An 18,771-nucleotide genomic window follows, 5' to 3' on the forward strand; every position below is an offset into this window, starting at 1 on the left:
GGCGGCCTTACTTGCCGATGCAGAAGCGGGCGAAGATGCGCCCGAGGAGGGCCTCGGTGTCGACGCCCTCGCCCGTGATCTCGCCGAGGGCCCGCTGCGCCTGGGCGAGCTCCTCGGCGACGAGGTCGGCGAGACCCTCGCGGTGGCGGTGCGCCGCGGCGGCGAGGGCGGCGCCGGCGCGGTCGAGGGCCTCCAGGTGGCGGCGGCGGGCGAGGAAGACCCCCTCCGTGCCGCTGCCGCGGCCGGCCACCGCGGCGAGGCGGCGCGCCAGCGCCTCGAGGCCCGCCCCGGTGCGTGCCGAGACCGCCACCGCGGGCCCCAAGGGGTGCTCCGCGGGCCCCGGCGCGCGCCCCGTGCGGTCGATCTTGTTGCAGACCACGGTGAGGCGCCCCGCCGCGGCCTCGGCCGCCTCGGCCTCGGCGGCGGCGGGGGCGGCGCCGTCCTCCACCACGAGGAGGACGTGGTCGGCCCCCTCGAGGGCGGCGCGGGCGCGGCGCACCCCCTCGCGCTCCACCGGATCGTCGGCCGCGCGCAGGCCGGCGGTGTCGAGCACGGTCAGGGGCACCCCCTCCACCAGGATCTGCTCGCGGAGCACGTCGCGGGTGGTGCCGGCGATGGGGGTGACGATGGCGGTCTCGCGCCCGGCGAGGGCGTTGAGCAGGCTCGACTTGCCGACGTTGGGCCGCCCCACGATGGCCACCACGAGCCCCTCGCGCAGGGCCGCCCCCTCGGCGGCGCGCGCGCGGAGCCGCCGCCAGCGGGCCTCCAGCTCGGCGAGGCGGCGCGCGGTCTCGGCCTCCGCGGCGAGCTCCAGGGGCTCGTCGGCGAAGTCGAGGCCCGCCTCCACCTCCGCGCGCAGGGCGGCGAGGGCCTCGGCGAGGGCGCGCACCTCGGCCGAGAAGGCGCCCTCGAGGCTGCGCAGGGCGCCGCGGGCGGCCTCGGCGCTGGCGGCGTCGATGAGGTCGGCGACGGCCTCGGCCTGGGCCAGATCCAGCTTGCCGTTGAGGAAGGCGCGCAGGGTGAACTCGCCCGGGCGGGCGGGGCGCGCGCCGAGGGCGAGGCAGCGGGCGAGCAGCAGGTCCAGCACCACCGGACCGCCGTGCCCGTGCAGCTCCAGCACGTCCTCGCCGGTGTAGGAGCGCGGCGCCGGGAACCACAGGGCGAGGCCGCGGTCGATGACGGCCCCGTCGGCGTCGCGGAAGGCGGCGAGCCAGGCCGTGCGCGGCGGCGGCAGCCGCCCGAGCACACCCCGCGCCACCGCCCCCGCCGCCGGGCCCGAGACGCGGACGACACCGATGCCGCCGCGCCCCGGCGGGGTGGCGACGGCGGCGATGGTCTCGCCCGCGGGCGGGCTCAGCGGCTCGCCTGCTCGATGCGGCGCGTGATCACCCACTGCTGGGCGATGGAGAGGAGGTTGTTGACGAGCCAGTAGAGGACGAGGCCCGAGGGGAAGAAGAGGAAGAACACCGTGAACACCACCGGCATCGCCATCATGATCCGGGCCTGGATCGGGTCCGGCGGCTGCGGGTTGAGCCGCTGCTGCAGGAACATGGTGGCGCCCATGAGGATGGGCAGCACGAAGTAGGGGTCGCGCGCCGAGAGGTCGCGGATCCAGAGGACGAAGGGGGCGTGGCGCAGCTCCACGCTCTCCAGCAGGACCCAGTAGAGGGCGATGAAGAACGGGATCTGCACCAGGATCGGGAGGCATCCGCCGAGGGGGTTGATGCGCTCCTTCTTGTAGAGCTCCATCATGGCCTGGTTGAGGCGCTGCTTGTCGTCGCCATAGCGCTCGCGCAGGGCCTGCAGGCGCGGCGCGAGGCGGCGCATGTTGGCCATGGAGCGGTAGCTCGCCTCCGACAGCTTGTAGAAGGCCGCCTTGAGGAGCACCACCAGGATCACGATCGCCCAGCCCCAGTTGCCGACGAGGTCGTGGATGTGGCGCAGGAGCCAGAAGATGGGCTTGGCGAGCACCGTCAGCAGGCCGTAGTCCACCGTGAACTCGAGCCCTTCGGCCACCTCCGGGATGACCTCCTGGAGCTTGGGCCCAACGTAGGCGCGGGCGGCGTAGCGGGCCGCCCCCCCGGGCGGGACCTGAAGATCCGGGGCGGTGACGCCGATGAGGTAGCGCGGCCCGTCGCCCACGGCCCGGGTGTAGTAGCGGTGCGGCGTGCCGCCGGGCGGGATCCAGGCGGCGAAGAAGTAGTGCTGGACCATGGCCACCCAGCCGTCGGTGAGCTCGGCGGGCTGGGGCTGGGCGCCGCGCGCGATGTCCTCGAAATCGAGCTTCTCGTACTTGGTCTCGGGGCTGTAGTAGGCGGCGCCGGCGAAGGTGTAGGCGCCGGTGTAGCGCGAGCCCTGCGCCACAGGGACGCGCTGCAGCTGCAGATAGGGCCGCACCGTGCGGGGGGCCGCGCCGCGGTTGCGCACCTCGAAGGCCAGCTCCACCACGTAGCTGCCGCGGCGGAAGGTGTAGACCTTGTCCACCTCGAGCCCGCCGGGACCCTGCCAGCGCAGCCGCACCTCGAGCCGGTCCTGGCCGTCGGCGAGCCGGTAGGTGGCGGCCTCGGCGCGGTAGGGAATACGCGGCCGCGGCAGGTCGGCGGCGACGAGGCCCGCCTGGGCGACGAAGAGCCGCTCCGGGGCGTCGTCGAGGAGCCGGAAGGGGACCTCGGGGCGGTCGAGGCTCACCGGGTAGCGGCGCAGGTCGGCGCGGCGCAGGTCGCCGCCGAGGGTGTCGATCTCCAGGTCGAGGACGTCGGTGACCACCCGCACCCGCTCGCCGCGGGGCAGGGCGGTCTGCGGCGGCGCGGAAGGCGCCGGCGGCTCGGCGGCGCGCGGGGCCTCGGCGACCGGCGCCGGGGCCTGCGGGCGCGGGGCGTAGTCGCGCTGCCAGGCCTCCCAGAGCAGGAGGACGACGAGGGAGAAGGCGACGAAGAGGAACAGGCGCTGGTTATCCATCGGCGCTCCTGTCGGGGGCCGGGGGCACCGGATCGTAGCCCCCCGGGTGGAAGGGGTGACAGCGCAGCAGCCGCCTCAGGGCGAGCCAGGCGCCCCGCGCCGGGCCGTGCCGCTCCAGCGCCTCGATGGCGTAGGCCGAGCAGCTCGGCTCGAAGCGGCAGCGGGGCCCGAGCAGCGGGCTCACGGCGTAGCGGTAGGCGCGAAGGGGCGCCGTCGCGATGCGGGTCAGGCCCTGTCGCACAGACGCTGCCACAGCTGCTCCAGCTCGCCGAAGAGCTCGCGGTTGCTCCGCTCGGCCGCCCCCGGGCGGGCGATGACGACGCAGTCGAGGCCGCCGAGGCGGTGGCGGTGGAGGCGGAAGCTCTCGCGCACGATGCGGCGGATGCGGTTGCGCATCACGGCGCGGCGGGCGGCGCGGCGCGAGACCGCGAGGCCGATCCGCGCCTGGGCGGTGCCGTTGGGAAGGGCGAGGACGGTGAAGGAGCGGGCCGAGGCCCGCCTTCGCGCCGCGGCGAAGACGCGCTCGAACTCGCCCCGGCTGCGCAGGCGCGCCGCACGCGGGAGACGCCGCCTCGGTGCCGCCCGGGCGTCGCCCTCAGGGGGTGAGCCGCGCACGCCCCTTGGCACGGCGGGCGGCGAGCACGCGCCGCCCCGCCCTCGTGCGCATGCGGGCGCGGAAGCCGTGGGTGCGCTTGCGGCGGATGTTGCTGGGCTGGAAGGTTCGCTTCATGGCGTTCCCCGGAATCCCTCTGCCAATGCCGTGCTCGGAAAAGGGCGGAATGGTAGCGGCGCGCGCGGCGGCGGGTCAACCGCAGCCGCCGGGGCCGGCTGGCCAAGGCGGCGGGCTTTGCCCTAAGATGGGCGGCCTCGAAGGCGCCCGCCGGAGGCGCCGGCGACCCACCTCAGGACTCGGCGGACGGGGGCCCCGCATCGTGGAGCACCAGGACGGCGTCTCGCTCTGGAAACGCTGCGCCGCGCGCCTCGAGGGCGAGCTTTCGGCCCAGCAGTTCAACACCTGGATCCGGCCGCTGCAGGCGGTGGGGGACGGCGCGGCGCTGCGGCTCCTGGCCCCCAACCGCTTCGTCCTCGACCACGTGCGCGAGCACTACCTGGAACAGATCCAGCGCCATCTGCGCGGGCTCGGCGGCGAGGCGGCCCCCACCGTGCGCCTGGAGGTGGGCTCGGCGGCGGCGCAGCCCCCGCGCGAGGCGCCCGGCGAGGGGCGGGGCCGCGACGGCGCGGGCTGGGCCGAGGGGACCCTCAACCCGGAGTTCACCTTCGAGACCTTCGTCGAGGGCAAGTCCAACCAGGTGGCGCGAGCGGCGGCGCTGCAGGTGGCGGAGAACCCCGGCACCGCCTACAACCCGCTCTTCATCTACGGCGGCACCGGCCTCGGCAAGACGCACCTCATGCACGCGGTGGGCAACGCCCTGCGCGGGCGCCGCCCCGAGGCGCGGGTCATCTACCTGCACTCCGAGCGCTTCGTCGGGGACATGATCCGCGCCCTGCAGCACAACCGGATCAACGAGTTCAAGCAGTTCTACCGCGGCGCGGACGCGCTGCTCATCGACGACATCCAGTTCTTCGCCGGCAAGGAGCGCTCGCAGGAGGAGTTCTTCCACACCTTCAACGCCCTGCTGGAGAACCGCCAGCAGGTGATCCTCACCTGCGACCGCTACCCGAAGGAGGTGGAGGGCCTGGAGGAGCGGCTCAAGTCGCGCTTCGGCTGGGGCCTGACGGTGGCCATCGAGCCCCCGGAGCTGGAGACGCGGGTGGCGATCCTCGCCGCCAAGGCCGAGCAGATGGGCATGGAGCTGCCCCACGAGGTGGCCTTCTTCATCGCCAAGCACATCCGCTCCAACGTCCGCGAGCTGGAGGGGGCGTTGCGGCGGGTGGTGGCCCACGCCCGCTTCACCGGCCGCGGCGTGACCCTGGAGTTCGCCCGCGAGGCCCTGCGCGACCTGCTCGCGGTGCACGAGCGGCGCATCACCATCGACAACATCCAGCGCACGGTGGCCGACTACTTCAAGATCCGCGTCGCCGACCTCACCTCGGCCCGCCGCACCCGCTCCATCGCACGGCCGCGCCAGATCGCGATGGCGCTGGCCAAGGAGCTCACCAGCCACAGCCTGCCCGAGATCGGGGCCGCCTTCGGCGGCCGCGACCACACCACCGTGCTCCACGCCTGCCGCAAGGTGCGCGAGCTGGTGGAGCGCGAGCCGCAGCTCGCCGAGGACTACCGCAACCTGTTGAGGATCCTCAGCGCATGATGTGGACAACCGGTGGAGGACGGCGCGCCCCGCGGGCAGTCACAGCCTGTCCACAGGACGGACAACGCCGGCGCACAGCATCGGGGGCCCGCCCCGAGGCACCGAACTCGTTGATCGAAAAGGAGAACGCGGGGTTGTCCACCGACCTCGCCGGGACCTGAATACAACGAACGCTCTTGGGGGAAGAAGAAATGAAGATCGAGGTGGTGCGCGATACCCTGCTGCGCCCGGCGCAGCGGCTCAGCGCGGTGGTGGAGCGCCGCCAGACCCAGCCCATCCTCGGCCATCTCCTGTGCCGCGCGGAGGGCGAGCGGCTGACCCTCGTGGGAACGGATCTGGAGCTGGAGATGATGGCCGAGGTGGCGGTGCACACCGAGGTCCCGGGCGAGGTCACGGTGCCGGCGCGCAAGCTGCACGAGATCTGCCGCAGCCTGCCGGAAGGGGCGGTGATGCGGCTGGAGGCGGCGGACGGGCGCGTGGTGGTGCGGGCCGGGCGCAGCCGCTTCGTCCTCGTGAGCCTGCCGCCGGAGGAGTTCCCGCGCTTCGAGGCGGGCGCCACGGTCCGCAGCCTCGAGCTCGAGCGGGCGACGCTGCGCCAGCTCATCGAGCGGACCCAGTTCGCCATGGCGCACCAGGACGTGCGCTACTACCTCAACGGGCTGCTCCTGGAGCTGCGGCCGGGGGCGGTGCGGGCGGTGGCCACCGACGGGCACCGGCTGGCGCTGGCGGAGCGGCCGGCGGAGACCGGGGTGGAGGAGCAGATGCAGGTCATCGTACCGCGCAAGGGGGTCACGGAGCTGGCCCGGATCCTCGGCGAGGGCGAGGACGGCACCGTCCGCCTGGGGCTCGGCAGCACCCACCTGGAGCTGGAGGAGCCGGGGCTGCGGCTGGCCTGCCGGCTCATCGACGGGCGCTTTCCGGACTACGAGCGGGTGCTGCCGGCGGGAGGCGAGCGGCTCCTGGAGGCCGACCGGGAGGCCCTGCGCGAGGCGCTGCTGCGGGCCTCGATCCTCTCCAGCGAGAAGTTCCGGGGGGTGCGCTTCCGTATGGGCGACGGGGTGCTGCGGATGGAGGCGCAGAACCCGGAGCAGGAGCAGGCGGAGGAGGAGCTGGAGGTGGCCTACGAGGGGGATCCGCTGGAGATCGGCTTCAACGCCGCCTATATCCTCGACGCCCTCAACGCCCTGCCGGGCGAGCGGGTGCGCATGCACTTCACCGACGCCAACAGCAGCGCCCTCATCGTGCCCGTGGGGGGCGAGGACAGCCGCTACGTGGTGATGCCGATGCGGCTGTAGCCGATGCGGGTGCGGGCGCTCCAGGTCCGCGACCTGCGCATCCTGGAGGCGGCGCGGCTGGAGCCCGGGTCGGGCATCAACGTCCTCTGGGGGGCCAACGGGGCGGGCAAGACCAGCCTCCTGGAGGCGCTGGCGCTGCTGGGACGGGGACGGTCCTTCCGGGATCCGCGGGGGCTCGCGCTGGTGCGCCGCGGCGCCGGGGCGGCCACTGTGGCGGCGGAGGTGGAGGGGGAAGAGGGGCGGCGGGAGCGGCTGGGGTTGCGCCGCGACCGCGCCGGCACCACCGTTCGCGTGGAGGGGCGGAGCCACCGCGGGGCGGGGGCGCTCCTCGGGCGGCTGCCCGTGGTGTGGATCCTCGGCGAGAGCTATCAGCTGGTGGAGGGGCCGCCGGCGCTGCGGCGCGAGCTCCTGGACTGGGGCGTGTTCCACGTGGAACCGGGCTACGCGGTGTGGATGCGCCGCTACCGGCGCGCCCTGCGCCAGCGCAACGCCGCCCTGCGCAGCGGAGATCTCGCCGCGGCCGCGGCCTGGGAGGCGCCGCTGGCGGAGGCGGCGGAGGCGGTGGCGGCGGCGCGCGCGCGCTACGTGGCGGGGTGGGCGGAGGCGGTGCGCAGGCTGGGGGTGAGGCTCCTCGCGGGGGCCGAGGTGACGCTGGCGCTGGAGCCGGGCTGGCGCGGCGCCCTTGCCGAGGCGCTCGCCGCCGGGCGGGCGCGGGATGCGCTCCTCGGGAGCACGCAGGCCGGTCCGCACCGGGCCGACCTCGCCGTGCGCTGGGCGGGGGCAGAGGCGCGGCGGCTCGCCTCCAGGGGCCAGGCGCGGCGTCTCGCCTACGCCCTCGTCCTGGGTCAGGTCCTGCTCACGCGGGAGCTGGGACGGGAGCCGCCGGTGGTTCTGGTGGACGAGTTCGCCTCGGAGCTCGACGCCGCCGCCCGCGCGGCGGTGCTGGCGCTGCTGCGCGAGCTTCGGGTCCAGGTCTGGATCACCACCACGGAGCGTGCCGCGATCCCTCCCGAGGCGCCGGCGGCGTGGTTCCACGTGGAACAGGGCCGCGTCCGGCCGATGCTATAATGACGCGTCTTTCCTGGAATTCCGCGCCACGATGACCCACGCCACCTACGACTCCAGCAGCATCAAGGTCCTGCGCGGCCTCGACGCCGTGCGCAAGCGGCCGGGTATGTACATCGGGGACACGGACGACGGCACCGGTCTCCACCACATGGTCTTCGAGGTGGTGGACAACGCCGTCGACGAGGCCCTCGCCGGCTACTGCACCGAGATCCAGGTCACCGTGCACAGCGACGGCTCGGTGACGGTGCGGGACGACGGCCGCGGCATTCCGGTGGACATCCATCCCGAGGAGGGGCGCCCGGCGGCGGAGGTGATCATGACCGTGCTGCACGCCGGCGGCAAGTTCGACGACAACGCCTACAAGGTCTCGGGCGGGCTGCACGGCGTCGGCGTCTCGGTGGTGAACGCCCTCTCCGAGCGGCTGCGCCTGGTGATCCGCCGCGACGGGCGCGTCTACCGCCAGGAGTACCGCATGGGCGAGCCCCAGGGCCCCCTGGAGGTGGTCGGCGAGACCCCCCGGCGGGGCACCGAGATCCGCTTCTGGCCGAGCCGCGAGGTCTTCTCCAGCACCGAGTTCCACTACGACATCCTCGCCCGGCGGCTGCGCGAGCTCTCCTTCCTCAACTCGGGGGTGCGCATCGTCCTGCGCGACGAGCGCACCGACCGCGAGGACGTCTTCGCCTACGAGGGGGGCATCCGCGCCTTCGTCGAGCACCTCAACCGCAACAAGACGCCCGTCCACCCCACCGTCTTCCACGTCGCCACCGAGCGCGCGGGCATCGGCATCGAGGTCGCGATGCAGTGGAACGACGGCTATCAGGAGAGCGTCTTCTGCTACACCAACAACATCCCGCAGCGCGACGGCGGCACCCACCTCGCCGGGCTGCGCGCGGCCCTCACCCGCACCCTCAACCAGTACATCGAGGAGCAGGGCCTGGCCAAGAAGCTCGCCGCCCCCTTGAGCGGCGAGGACACCCGCGAGGGGCTCACGGCGGTCCTCTCGGTGAAGGTGCGCGACCCGAAGTTCTCCTCCCAGACCAAGGAGAAGCTGGTGAGCTCCGAGGTGCGCGCCCCGGTGGAGGCCGCGGTCGCCGAGCACCTGCGCGACTTCCTCCTGGAGCATCCGGCGGACGCCCGCGCCATCGTCGGCAAGATCATCGACGCCGCCCGTGCCCGCGAGGCCGCGCGGCGGGCGCGGGAGATGACCCGCCGCAAGGGGGCCCTCGACGTCGCCGGCCTCCCCGGCAAGCTCGCCGACTGCCAGGAGAAGGATCCCGCGGCCTCCGAGCTCTTCCTGGTGGAGGGCGACTCCGCCGGCGGCTCGGCCAAGCAGGCCCGCGACCGTCGCTACCAGGCGGTGCTGCCGCTGAAGGGCAAGATCCTCAACGTCGAGAAGGCCCGCTTCGACAAGATGCTGTCCTCGGCGGAGGTGGCCACCCTGATCACCGCCCTCGGCTGCGGCATCGGCCCGGAGGAGTTCGACCCCGACAAGCTGCGCTACCACCGCATCATCATCATGACCGACGCCGACGTGGACGGCTCCCACATCCGTACCCTGCTCCTGACCTTCTTCTACCGCCAGATGCCGGCCCTGATCGAGCGCGGCCACGTCTACATCGCCCAGCCGCCCCTCTACAAGGTGAAGAAGGGCAAGCAGGAGCACTACGTCAAGGACGACGCCGAGCTGCAGGACTACCTCCTCGCCCAGGCCCTGGAGGGAGCCCGCCTCCACCCGGCGGCCGAGGCGCCGGCCCTGGCGCCGTCCGCCCTCGAGGCGCTGCTTCGCGACTACCAGCGCGTGCACCGCATCGTCGAGCGCCTGCGCCGCCGCCACGACCCGCTGCTACTCGAGCGGCTCCTGGATGTCGCCCCCGTGGACGAGGCGCTGCAGCGCGATGCCGAGGCCTTCGCCGCCTGGACCCGCGCCCTGGAGGCGGCGGTCAACGCCGGCTGCGATCCCACCACCCGCTACCGGCTCCTGCCGGTGCTCGAGGACGACCGCCACGGACTCGCGATCCAGCGCACCGCCCACGGCGTGCGCCAGCGCGCCGTGCTGCCGGCGGACTTCTTCGACTCCGCCGAGTACGCCGCCATCGCCGCCCTCGCGCGGCGCCTCGACGGCCTGCTCGAGCCCGGCGCCTTCGTCGCGCGCGGCGAGCGCCGCGCCGCCGTCGCCCATCTGCGCGAGGCCTACGCGTGGCTGCTCGCCGAGGCCCGCCGCGGCCAGCACATCCAGCGCTACAAGGGGCTCGGCGAGATGAATCCGGAGCAGCTCTGGGAGACCACCATGGATCCGGAGACGCGGCGCCTGCTGCAGGTGCGGATCGAGGATGCCGTGGCGACGGATGAGATCTTCAGCACCCTCATGGGCGATCAGGTGGAGCCGCGCCGCGCCTTCATCGAGCGCAACGCCCTGCTCGTGGCCAACCTCGACGTCTGAGCCTGCGCCTCAGCCGCGCCGCCCGGCGGGGAGCGCCTCGACGCGCGCGGCGAGCTCCGGCGGCAGCAGGCGCGCCGACTCGGTCTCGATCCAGCGCTCGGCGCGGGCGTTGATCTCGGCCGCGGCGAGCCCCCGGGTCTCGATCACCGGGCCGATCACCACCTCGACCGTGCCGGGGCGGCGCAGGAGCGCGCGCCGCGGCCAGAAGAGCCCCGCGTTGTGGGCCACCGGCACCACGGGGGCGCCGGTGCGCTCGGCGAGGACGGCGCCGCCGATGCCGTAGCGGCGCCGCGTCCCGGGCGCCACCCGTGTCCCCTCGGGATAGACCACGATCCAGAGCCCCTGGCGCAGCCGCTCGCGGCCGCGGCGGACGATGGCCTCCACCGCGCGCCGCCCGGCGGAGCGGTCGATGGCCACCGGCCGCAGCAGCGCGAGCGCCCACCCGAAGACCGGGATCCACAGCAGCTCCCGCTTCAGGACCCAGGTCTGCGGCGGCAGCAGCACCACCAGGGCCAGGGTCTCCCACGCCGACTGGTGCTTGCTGAAGACGATGGCGGGCCCGGGCGGCAGGTGCTCGGCGCCGCGGACGCGGTAGCGGATGCCGCAGAGGCGCGCCGCGGCGGCGATGTTGATCCGCGCCCAGGAGCGCGCCACCGCGTAGCGCCAGCGATACGGCGCCGGGGCCAGCAGCACCACCGCGGGCGCCCACAGGAGCACCGTGACCACCATGAAGAGCTGGAAGAGCGCCGAGCGCAGGAGCTGCATCAGCCGCATCGGGCCTCCCCCAGCCAGTGCGTCACGAAGGCCGCGAGGTCGTCGAAGACCGCCACCCCGGCGAGCTCCGGTCCGCCTTCGGCCTCGGTGGCCGCCCCCTTGCCCGTGCGCACGAGGACCGGGGTCGCCCCGGCGGCGCGCGCGGCCTCGAGGTCGCGCGCCGCATCCCCCACCACCGGCGCCCCGGCGAGGGGCAGCCCGGTGCGGGCGGCGGCCTCCAGCAGCATCCCGGGCCGCGGCTTGCGGCAGGCGCAACCCTCGCGCGGGCCGTGGGGGCAGAAGAGGATGAGATCCACGGCGGCGCCGACCGCCGCCAGCGCCCGCCGCATCACGGCGTGGATCGCGGTGAGCGCCTCCAGATCCAGCAGCCCCCGCGCGATCCCGGACTGGTTGGTGGCCACCACCACCGTGTGCCCGGCCTGGTGCAGGCGCGCCACCGCCTCGAGGCTGCCCGGGATCGGCACCCACTCCGCCGGCGACTTGATGAAGGCCTCGGAGTCGTGGTTGAGGACGCCGTCCCGATCGAGGATCACCAGGGCCACGGGGCGGGCCCCTCAGGCGGTGCGCAGGCGCGAGATGTCGGCGACGCTGTCGAGGAGCCGGCCGAGGGCAGCCAGCAGACCCAGGCGGTTGCGCCGCACGGCCTCGTCCTCGGCCATCACCAGGACCTCGTCGAAGAAGCGGTCCACCGCCGGCCGGAGCGCCGCCAGGCGCTCCAGCGCCTCGCGGTAGCGCCCCGCGGCGAGGAGCGGCGCCAGCGCCTCGCGGCAGGCGGCGAGCGCGTCGGCGAGGGCGCGCTCAGCCTCCTCCGCGAGCAGCCCATCGTCCCATCCCGGCTCCGGCGCGGGGGCGGCCTTGCGCAGGATGTTGCGGATGCGCTTGTGCGCGGCGGCGAGGGCGGCCGCCGCCTCCATCCCGTGGAAGGCCTCCACCGCCTCGAGGCGGCGGTGGAAGTCCAGCGGCGCGGTGGGGCGCACCGCCCGCACCGCGTCGTAGGCGTCGGCGCCGCAGCCCGCCTCGGCGTAGTAGGCGCGCAGCCGCTCCAGGCAGTAGTCCAGGACCTCGTCCACCACCTCCTGCGCCGGCACCCGCCCGGCGAGCCCCGCCGCGGCCTCGGCGAGGAGCTCGCGCAGGTCCAGCGCCAGCTCCCCCTCGATGAGGATGCGCAGCACGCCGATGGCGGCGCGGCGCAGGCCGTAGGGGTCCTTCTCGCCGCTCGGGCGCTCGCCGGCGGCGAAGATGCCCACCAGGGTGTCGATGCGGTCGGCGAGGGCGAGGGCGCGCCCGGCCGCGGTGGCCGGTAGGCGGTCGCCGGCGTGGGCCGGGCGGTAGTGCTCGGCGATGGCCTCGGCCACCGCCTCCGGCTCGCCGTCGTGCAGCGCGTAGTAGCGGCCCATGATCCCCTGAAGCTCCGGGAACTCGCCCACCATCTCGGTGACGAGGTCGCACTTGGCGAGCTCGCCGGCGCGCCGCGCGGCGTCGGCGTCGCCGCCGAGGCGCTCGGCGATGGCGGCGGCGAGCCGGGCGATGCGGTCGCTGCGCTCGAGCAGGCTCCCCAGGCGCTCGTGGAAGACCACGCCGGCGAGGGCCTCGCGGCGCGCGGCCAGGGGCCGGCGGCGGTCCTGCTCCCAGAAGAAGGCGGCATCGGCCAGGCGCGGGCGGATCACCCGCTCGTTGCCCTCCCGCACCCGGGCCGGATCGCGGCTCTCGATGTTGGCCACGGTCACGAACCAGGGCAGGAGGCCGCCGTCCTCCCCCTCCACCGGGAAGTAGCGCTGGTGGTCCTGCATGGTGCTCACCAGGACCTCCCGCGGCAGCGCGAGGAAGCGCTCCTCGAACCGCCCCGCCACCGCCACCGGCCACTCCACCAGCGCCGCGACCTCGTCCAGCAGGGCCTCGTCCACGAGGGCGCGGCCGCCGGCCTCCCGCGCCGCCTCCTCCACCTGCTCGCGGATGCGGGCGCGGCGCCGCGCGAGGTCGACGAGGACGCGGCCTTCGGTCTCGAGGCGCTGCTCGTACTCGGCCGGTGCGGCGAGCTCCACGGGGCCGGGGTGGTGGAAGCGGTGGCCGCGGCTCGCGCGGCCGGAGGCGATCCCGAAGCGGCGCATGGGCACCACCTCGCCGCCGAGGAGGAGGACGATCCAGTGGACCGGCCGCACGAAGGCCTCCTCCAGGTCGCCCCAGCGCATGCGCTTGGGGACCGGGAGGCGGTCGAGGGCGCGGGAGACGATCCCAGGCAGGAGCTCGGCGGTGGGACGGCCCCGCTCGATGCGCCGGTGCACGAGCCAGGCCCCCTGCGGCGTCTCCAGGCGCTCGAGGGCCTCCACCGCCACCCCGCAGGCGCGGGCGAAGCCCTCGGCGGCGCGGGTGGGGCACCCCTCGGCGTCGAAGGCGGCGCGCAGCGCCGGGCCGCGCCGCTCCACGACGCGGTCGGGCTGGGCCGTGGCCACCGCCGCGACGCGCACCGCCAGCCGCCGCGGGGTCGCAAAGCAGCGGCCCTCGCCGCGGCCGACGCCGGCCTCGTCGAGCCCCGCCACGACCCCTTCGAGAAGGGCCTGCGCCAGCCCCGCCAGCGCCTTCGGCGGCAGCTCCTCGGTGCCGATCTCCACCAGCAGGTCGCGCCGCTCAGCCATGGGCCGCCTCCGTCGCCGCCCGCAGCATGGGGAAGCCCAGGCGCTCGCGGGCGGCGTGGTAGGCCTCGGCCACCGCCCGCGCCATCGCGCGCACGCGCAGGATGTAGCGCTGGCGCTCGGTGACCGAGATGGCGCGACGGGCGTCGAGGAGGTTGAAGGTGTGGGAGGCCTTGAGGACCTGCTCGTAGGCGGGCAGGGGAAGGCCCAGCTCCAGCAGGCGCCGGCACTCCGCCTCGCAGGTCTCGAACCAGCCGAACAGGGCCTCCACGTTGGCGTGCTCGAAGTTGTAGGCCGACTGCTCCACCTCGTTCTGGTGGTAGACGTCGCCGTAGGTGACGGTCCCCAGCGGCCCGCGCGACCAGACCAGATCGAACACGCTCTCCACCCCTTGCAGGTACATGGCGATGCGCTCGAGCCCGTAGGTGATCTCCCCCGTCACCGGCCGGCAGTCGAGGCCGCCCACCTGCTGGAAGTAGGTGAACTGGGTGATCTCCATGCCGTTGAGCCAGACCTCCCAGCCCAGCCCCCAGGCGCCCAGGGTCGGCGACTCCCAGTTGTCCTCCACGAAGCGGATGTCGTGCACCAGGGGGTCGATGCCCAGGGCCCGCAGGGAGGCGAGGTAGAGCTCCTGGATGTCCGGCGGCGAGGGCTTGATCACCACCTGGTACTGGTAGTAGTGCTGCAGGCGGTTGGGGTTCTCGCCGTAGCGGCCGTCGGTGGGCCGGCGCGAGGGCTGGACGTAGGCCGCGGCCCAGGGCTCGGGTCCGATGGCGCGCAGGAAGGTGGCCGGATGGAAGGTCCCGGCCCCCACCTCCATGTCGTAGGGCTGCACCAGGACACAGCCCAGCGCCCCCCAGTAGGCCTGCAGGGCCTGGACCAAGCCCTGGAACGTGGAGAGGTCGTAGCGCCGCGCGATCTCCTCGGCGCGCACCTGCCCGCTCATCGGCTCCCCCCGGGCAAACCAAGGCCGCACAGTATACCGGAGGGCGCCCGCGCCCCTCAGCCCTCCTCCACCGCGAGCTTCCAGCCGGCGGCGGCGAGCAGCGCCCGCTCCTGCTCCAGCGCCACCGCGGTGAGGGGGCGGCGCGCCAGCGTCCCCGGGGGGAAGTGCAGCCGCAGGCGGCGGCCGCGGGCCTCGGGGCGGGGCAGCGGGCCGCCGCCGGCGCGGTCCCGGTGCAGCAGCACCGCAAGGCGCAGCAGCACGCACAGGCGCTCGAGCCGGCGCCGCTCGCCCTTGGGGAAGGCGGCGAAGACCGCCCGCGGGAACTTGCGCCGGTGGCCCCGCACCAGCGCCGCCACCGCCTCCTGCTCCTGGCGCGAGAATCCGGCGAGGTCGGCGTGGGCCACCAGATAGGCGCCGTGCTTGTGGTACTGGGCGTGGGCGACGGCGAGGCCCACCTCGTGCAGGCGTGCCGCCCAGGCGAGCAGCCGCGGGGCCTGCGGGTCGGCGAGCCCCCAGGCGGCGGCGACGCCGCGGCGCAGGGCCTCGGCGGTGGCCTCGACGCGGGCCGCCTGCTCGGGATCCACGTGGTAGCGGCGCATCATCGCCGCCACCGCCCGCTCGCGCGCGTCCTCGTCGTGCAGCCGCCCGAGGAGGTCGTAGAGGATCCCCTCCCGCATCGCCCCCGCCGACACCGTCATCTCCTCGAGCCCGAGGACCTCGAAGACCGCATGCAGGATCGCGATGCCGCCCGGGAGCACGCGGGCGCGGGCGGGGCGCACCCCCGGAAGACGCAGGGCCTCGACGCGGCCCGCCTCCACCAGGCTGCGGCGCAGCCGCCGGAGGGCCTGCGCCGTCAGCCCCCCCCGCGCCCAGCCGAGGGCGCGGGCGGCGGCGAGGGCGGCCCGCGCCGTCCCCGAGGAGCCCACCGCCCGCGCCCAGCCGAGCCGCCGCAGCCGCCCCAGCGCGCCCTCCACCTCCACCTCCGCCGCGAGCTCGGCCTCGCGCATGGCCTCTTCGCCGATCCGCCCCTTCGGGAAGAAGCGCTCGCTCCAGCTCAGGCAGCCCATGTAGAGGCTCTCCAGCTCCAGCGGCCGGTAGCCCTCGCCGATCACCAGCTCGGTGCTGCCGCCGCCGATGTCCACCACCAGGGTGCGCAGGTGCGGGTCGGGCAGGGTGTGGGCGACGCCCAGGTAGACCAGGCGGGCCTCCTCGATCCCGGAGACCACCTCCACGGGGTGGCCGAGGGCGACCTCGGCGCGGGCGAGGAAGCCCTCCGGGTGGCGGGCGCGGCGCAGGGCGTTGGTGCCGACGGCCCGCACCGTGCCGGGGGCCATGGTGCGCAGGCGCTGGCCGAAGCGCTCGAGGCAGGCGAGGGCGCGCGCCTCGGCCTGCGGGCGCAGGCGCCCGTCGTCGTCGAGGCCGGCGCCGAGCTGGACCATCTCGCGCAGGCGGTCGAGCACCCGCAGGGTGCCGCCCTCGGCGCGGGCGATCACCAGGTGGAAGCTGTTGGAGCCCAGGTCCACGGCGGCGAGGGTGCGCCGCGCAGCGGGCATCGGGGCGACGGCCACCGCGCCGTTCCCTCCCAGGGTCTATACTGGCGGGCCAGCTTAGCCGCTGCGGCCGGGCCGCGTCACCCGGAGGGGCACCATGAGCGACCGCTACGCCGTGTTCGGCAACCCCGTGAGGCACTCCCTCTCGCCCCGCATCCACGCGCTGTTCGCCGCGGCCACGGGGCAGGACCTGACCTACGAGGCTGTCGAGGCCCCGGTGGGGGGCTTCCGCGAGGCGGTGCTCGCCTTCCGCGACGCCGGCGGCCGCGGCGCCAACGTCACCGTGCCCTTCAAGGAGGAGGCCTACGCCCTGTGCGCGCGGGTGAGCGAGCGCGCCCAGCGCGCCGCGGCGGTGAACACCCTGTCCTTCGAGGCCGGCGGCGCGGTGGTGGGCGACAACACCGACGGCGCCGGGCTCGTGCGCGACCTCACGCAGCGGCTCGGCCTCGACCTCGGCGGCGCCCGCATCCTCCTTCTCGGCGCCGGCGGCGCCGCCCGCGGGGTGCTCGGCCCGCTGCTGCTCGAGGGCGCGGCCGAGATCGTCGTCGCCAACCGCACCGAGGCGCGGGCGCGCGCCCTGGAGCGGGCCTTCGGCGGCCTCGGCCGCGTCCGCGCCTGCGGCCTCGCGGCGATCCCCCCGGGGCCCTACGACCTCGTCCTCAACGCCACCGCGGCCAGCCTCGCCGGCGAGGTGCCGCCCCTCGACGAGGTCGTGCTCGCGGGCGCGCCCCTCTGCTACGACCTCGCCTACGCCCGCGACGGCCTCACCCCCTTCGTCGCCTGGGCGCGCGGGCGGGGCCTGCGCGCCGAGGACGGCCTCGGCATGCTGGTGGAGCAGGCGGCCGAGGCCTTCGCCCTCTGGCGCGGGGTGCGGCCCGAGACCGCCCCCGTGCTCGCGGCCCTCAGGGGCGGCGCCGCGGGTCAGTAGGCGCTTACTTCCGCGTGGCGCCGCGCGAGCGCGACGTAGTGCTCGGCGGAGCGGGCGAGCCCCTCGCGCTCGTCGGCGCGCAGGGGGCGCGCCGCCCGCGCCGGGCAGCCCAGGTAGAGATGGCCGGAGGCGAGGCGGGCCCCGGGCGGCACGAGGGCGCCGGCGCCGACGATCACCTCGTCCTCGATCACGGCGCCGTCGAGGACGATGGCGCCGATGCCCACGAGGACGCGGCTGCCCACGGTGCAGCCGTGGACCACGGCGCGGTGGCCGATGGTGACCTCGTCGCCGATGGCGAGGGGGTGGCCGGGGCGGTCGCCGTGGGGGCCGGTGACGTGGAGCACGGTGCCGTCCTGGACGTTGGTGCGCCGCCCGATGCGGATGGCGTGGACGTCGCCGCGGGCGACCACGCCGGGCCAGAGCGAGCTGGCGGCGCCCACCGTGACGTCGCCCACGACGTAGGCGAGGGGGTGGACGAAGGCCTCGGGGTCGATGCGGGGGCTGCGCCCCGCGAAGGCGGCCACGGTCACGGCGGTGCCCTCAGCGCATGGTCACCAGCTCCTCGGCGCTGGTGGGGTGGATGGCGACGGTGCGGTCGAGGTCGGCCTTGGTGGCGCCCATGCGCAGCGCCACCGCGAAGCCCTGCAGGATCTCGTCGGCGTCTCGGCCGATGACGTGCAGGCCCACCACCCGCTCCTGCGCGCCCACGCACACGAGCTTCATGGCGGTGCGGGTGTCGCGTCCGGAGAGGGCGTGGTAGAGGGGGGTGAAGCGGGTCGTGTAGCACTTGACCGCCTCGCCGTGGAGGTCGCGGGCCTCGTCCTCGGACAGGCCCACGGTGCCGATGGGGGGGTGGCTGAACACCACCGTGGGGATGAGCTCGTAGTCCAGGCGGGCGTCGGGGCGGCCGCCGAAGAGGCGGTCGGCGAGCCGCCGCCCGGCGGCGATGGCCACCGGCGTGAGCATGGCGCGGCCGGTGACGTCGCCGACGGCGTAGATGCCGGGGACGTTGGTGTTCTGGTAGGCGTCCACGGGGATGTGGCCGTCGGCGTCCACCTCCACCCCCGCGGCCTCGAGGCCGAGGCCCTCGGTGTTGGGCCGCCGGCCGATGGCCCAGATGACGGCGTCGAAGCCGCCGAGCACCTGGCCCTGGACGCAGCAGATGGCGAGCCCGTCGCCGTCGCGGCGCAGGGACCCGATCTGGGCCCGCGGGATGATGTTGACGCCTTGCGCGAGCATCTCCTCCATGAGGGCCTCGCGCAGCATGGGGTCGAAGCGGCGCAGGAGCTGCTCGCCGCGCAGCAGCAGGGTGACCTCGGCGCCGAGGGCGTTGAGCACCCCCGCGATCTCCACCGCGATGTAGCCTGCGCCCACCACCGCGACGCGGCGCGGCAGCGCCTCGAGGGCGAAGAAGCCGTCGGAGGTGAGGCCGAGCTGGGCGCCCTCCACCGCCGGCACCGCGGGGCGCCCGCCCGGGGCGAGGACGATGTGCTCGGCCGCCAGCCGTCGCCCGTCCACCTCCACCGTGCGCGCGTCCACCAGCCGCGCCTCGCCCTCGACGAGGGTGATGTCGCTGTCGGCGAGGTAGTTGCGATACCAGTCGTTGATCCCCTGGATGTGGCGGTCGCGGGCCGCCTTCAGCGCCTTCCAGTCGTGGCCGCGGAGCTCGACGTCGAAGCCGTAGCCGCGCGCGTCCTCCAGGGTCTCGGCGACGTGGGCGGCGTACCACATCATCTTCTTGGGAACGCAGCCGAGGTTGACGCAGGTGCCGCCCAGGCGGGCACGCTCGACGAGGGCGCAGCGGGCGCCGTGGGCGGCGGCGCGCTCGGCCACCGACAGGCCGCCGCTGCCGCCGCCGATGGCGATGAGGTCGAACTGCTCGGGCATGCTCCACCCTCCGGTGCCGTGGAGT

At 75.1% G+C, this 18,771-nt stretch carries 17 protein-coding genes; 5 read left to right on the top strand and 12 right to left on the bottom strand.

The window, feature by feature from the left end:
• Positions 1-7: 7 nt before the first annotated feature.
• Genes mnmE through rpmH form a run of 5 tightly spaced genes read right to left on the bottom strand, consistent with a single transcriptional unit; the run spans position 8 to position 3,688 of the window.
• Complete coding sequence (gene mnmE, locus EDC57_RS01230) at positions 8-1,393, bottom strand: tRNA uridine-5-carboxymethylaminomethyl(34) synthesis GTPase MnmE (RefSeq protein ID WP_245995095.1); 1,386 nt, start codon at positions 1,391-1,393, stop codon at positions 8-10.
• Positions 1,354-2,958 (bottom strand): membrane protein insertase YidC, encoded by a 1,605-nt coding sequence (gene yidC / locus EDC57_RS01235; protein ID WP_123399447.1) that lies wholly within the window; start codon positions 2,956-2,958, stop codon positions 1,354-1,356. The genes mnmE and yidC overlap by 40 nt, the downstream gene beginning before the upstream one ends.
• Positions 2,951-3,199 (bottom strand): membrane protein insertion efficiency factor YidD, encoded by a 249-nt coding sequence (gene yidD / locus EDC57_RS01240; RefSeq protein ID WP_123399449.1) that lies wholly within the window; start codon positions 3,197-3,199, stop codon positions 2,951-2,953. Before yidD ends, yidC begins: the two co-directional genes overlap by 8 nt.
• On the bottom strand, positions 3,184-3,573 hold the full coding sequence (gene rnpA / locus EDC57_RS01245; protein WP_123399451.1) for a ribonuclease P protein component: 390 nt from the start codon (positions 3,571-3,573) through the stop codon (positions 3,184-3,186). The genes yidD and rnpA overlap by 16 nt, the downstream gene beginning before the upstream one ends.
• Positions 3,554-3,688 carry a 50S ribosomal protein L34 gene (rpmH, locus tag EDC57_RS01250; RefSeq protein WP_123399453.1) on the bottom strand — a complete coding sequence of 45 codons (135 nt, stop codon included), beginning with the start codon at positions 3,686-3,688 and terminating at the stop codon, positions 3,554-3,556. The genes rnpA and rpmH overlap by 20 nt, the downstream gene beginning before the upstream one ends.
• A 202-nt stretch (positions 3,689-3,890) precedes the next feature.
• Between rpmH and dnaA the strand changes: the two genes are divergently transcribed.
• From dnaA to gyrB, 4 genes are all read left to right on the top strand, one after another.
• Positions 3,891-5,228: a chromosomal replication initiator protein DnaA gene (dnaA, locus tag EDC57_RS01255; RefSeq protein WP_245995097.1), complete on the top strand. Its 1,338-nt coding sequence runs from the start codon at positions 3,891-3,893 to the stop codon at positions 5,226-5,228.
• A gap of 191 nt (positions 5,229-5,419) precedes the next feature.
• Positions 5,420-6,523: a DNA polymerase III subunit beta gene (dnaN, locus tag EDC57_RS01260; RefSeq protein WP_123399457.1), complete on the top strand. Its 1,104-nt coding sequence runs from the start codon at positions 5,420-5,422 to the stop codon at positions 6,521-6,523.
• A gap of 3 nt (positions 6,524-6,526) precedes the next feature.
• A complete protein-coding gene (gene recF, locus EDC57_RS01265) occupies positions 6,527-7,591 on the top strand; it encodes a DNA replication/repair protein RecF (protein WP_123399459.1) in 1,065 nt (354 codons plus the stop codon).
• Between the two features lie 31 nt (positions 7,592-7,622).
• A complete protein-coding gene (gene gyrB / locus EDC57_RS01270) occupies positions 7,623-10,031 on the top strand; it encodes a DNA topoisomerase (ATP-hydrolyzing) subunit B (protein WP_123399461.1) in 2,409 nt (802 codons plus the stop codon).
• Between the two features lie 9 nt (positions 10,032-10,040).
• Here the strand turns inward: gyrB and EDC57_RS01275 are convergent, their stop codons facing one another.
• From EDC57_RS01275 to ppx, 5 genes are read right to left on the bottom strand one after another with little or no spacing between them, the layout of a single operon-like run.
• Positions 10,041-10,805, bottom strand: a complete 765-nt coding sequence (locus tag EDC57_RS01275; protein WP_342768963.1) for a lysophospholipid acyltransferase family protein — start codon at positions 10,803-10,805, stop codon at positions 10,041-10,043.
• On the bottom strand, positions 10,796-11,347 hold the full coding sequence (gmhB, locus tag EDC57_RS01280) for a D-glycero-beta-D-manno-heptose 1,7-bisphosphate 7-phosphatase (protein ID WP_123399463.1): 552 nt from the start codon (positions 11,345-11,347) through the stop codon (positions 10,796-10,798). The genes EDC57_RS01275 and gmhB overlap by 10 nt, the downstream gene beginning before the upstream one ends.
• A gap of 12 nt (positions 11,348-11,359) precedes the next feature.
• Positions 11,360-13,438 (bottom strand): glycine--tRNA ligase subunit beta, encoded by a 2,079-nt coding sequence (glyS, locus tag EDC57_RS01285; RefSeq protein WP_123399465.1) that lies wholly within the window; start codon positions 13,436-13,438, stop codon positions 11,360-11,362.
• Positions 13,431-14,381: a glycine--tRNA ligase subunit alpha gene (glyQ, locus tag EDC57_RS01290; RefSeq protein ID WP_123399467.1), complete on the bottom strand. Its 951-nt coding sequence runs from the start codon at positions 14,379-14,381 to the stop codon at positions 13,431-13,433. Before glyQ ends, glyS begins: the two co-directional genes overlap by 8 nt.
• 56 nt (positions 14,382-14,437) lie before the next feature.
• Positions 14,438-15,949, bottom strand: coding sequence for an exopolyphosphatase (gene ppx, locus EDC57_RS01295; protein ID WP_342768964.1), 1,512 nt, complete (start codon positions 15,947-15,949; stop codon positions 14,438-14,440).
• Positions 15,950-16,028: 79 nt separating this feature from the next.
• On the opposite strand from ppx, the gene aroE reads away from it, so the two are divergent.
• Positions 16,029-16,859, top strand: coding sequence for a shikimate dehydrogenase (aroE, locus tag EDC57_RS01300; RefSeq protein WP_123399469.1), 831 nt, complete (start codon positions 16,029-16,031; stop codon positions 16,857-16,859).
• On the opposite strand, the gene EDC57_RS01305 is transcribed toward aroE, so the two are convergent.
• Complete coding sequence (locus tag EDC57_RS01305) at positions 16,853-17,389, bottom strand: gamma carbonic anhydrase family protein (protein ID WP_123399471.1); 537 nt, start codon at positions 17,387-17,389, stop codon at positions 16,853-16,855. The two genes, aroE and EDC57_RS01305, sit on opposite strands and share 7 nt — an antisense overlap.
• Before the next feature lie 10 nt (positions 17,390-17,399).
• On the bottom strand, positions 17,400-18,746 hold the full coding sequence (gorA, locus tag EDC57_RS01310) for a glutathione-disulfide reductase (protein ID WP_123399473.1): 1,347 nt from the start codon (positions 18,744-18,746) through the stop codon (positions 17,400-17,402).
• Positions 18,747-18,771: the final 25 nt, after the last annotated feature.

The organism is Inmirania thermothiophila (genome assembly GCF_003751635.1).
Taxonomy (GTDB): Bacteria; Pseudomonadota; Gammaproteobacteria; order DSM-100275; family DSM-100275; genus Inmirania; species Inmirania thermothiophila.

What these genes read in the sequence shown, in the direction of transcription:
- yidC (WP_123399447.1), bottom strand. Translation starts at nt 2,958, where the DNA reads ATGGATAACCAGCGCCTGTTCCTCTTCGTCGCCTTCTCCCTCGTCGTC.
- rpmH (WP_123399453.1), bottom strand. Translation starts at nt 3,688, where the DNA reads ATGAAGCGAACCTTCCAGCCCAGCAACATCCGCCGCAAGCGCACCCAC.
- dnaN (WP_123399457.1), top strand. Translation starts at nt 5,420, where the DNA reads ATGAAGATCGAGGTGGTGCGCGATACCCTGCTGCGCCCGGCGCAGCGG.
- recF (WP_123399459.1), top strand. Translation starts at nt 6,527, where the DNA reads ATGCGGGTGCGGGCGCTCCAGGTCCGCGACCTGCGCATCCTGGAGGCG.
- gyrB (WP_123399461.1), top strand. Translation starts at nt 7,623, where the DNA reads ATGACCCACGCCACCTACGACTCCAGCAGCATCAAGGTCCTGCGCGGC.
- EDC57_RS01275 (WP_342768963.1), bottom strand. Translation starts at nt 10,805, where the DNA reads ATGCGGCTGATGCAGCTCCTGCGCTCGGCGCTCTTCCAGCTCTTCATG.
- glyS (WP_123399465.1), bottom strand. Translation starts at nt 13,438, where the DNA reads ATGGCTGAGCGGCGCGACCTGCTGGTGGAGATCGGCACCGAGGAGCTG.
- glyQ (WP_123399467.1), bottom strand. Translation starts at nt 14,381, where the DNA reads ATGAGCGGGCAGGTGCGCGCCGAGGAGATCGCGCGGCGCTACGACCTC.
- aroE (WP_123399469.1), top strand. Translation starts at nt 16,029, where the DNA reads ATGAGCGACCGCTACGCCGTGTTCGGCAACCCCGTGAGGCACTCCCTC.
- gorA (WP_123399473.1), bottom strand. Translation starts at nt 18,746, where the DNA reads ATGCCCGAGCAGTTCGACCTCATCGCCATCGGCGGCGGCAGCGGCGGC.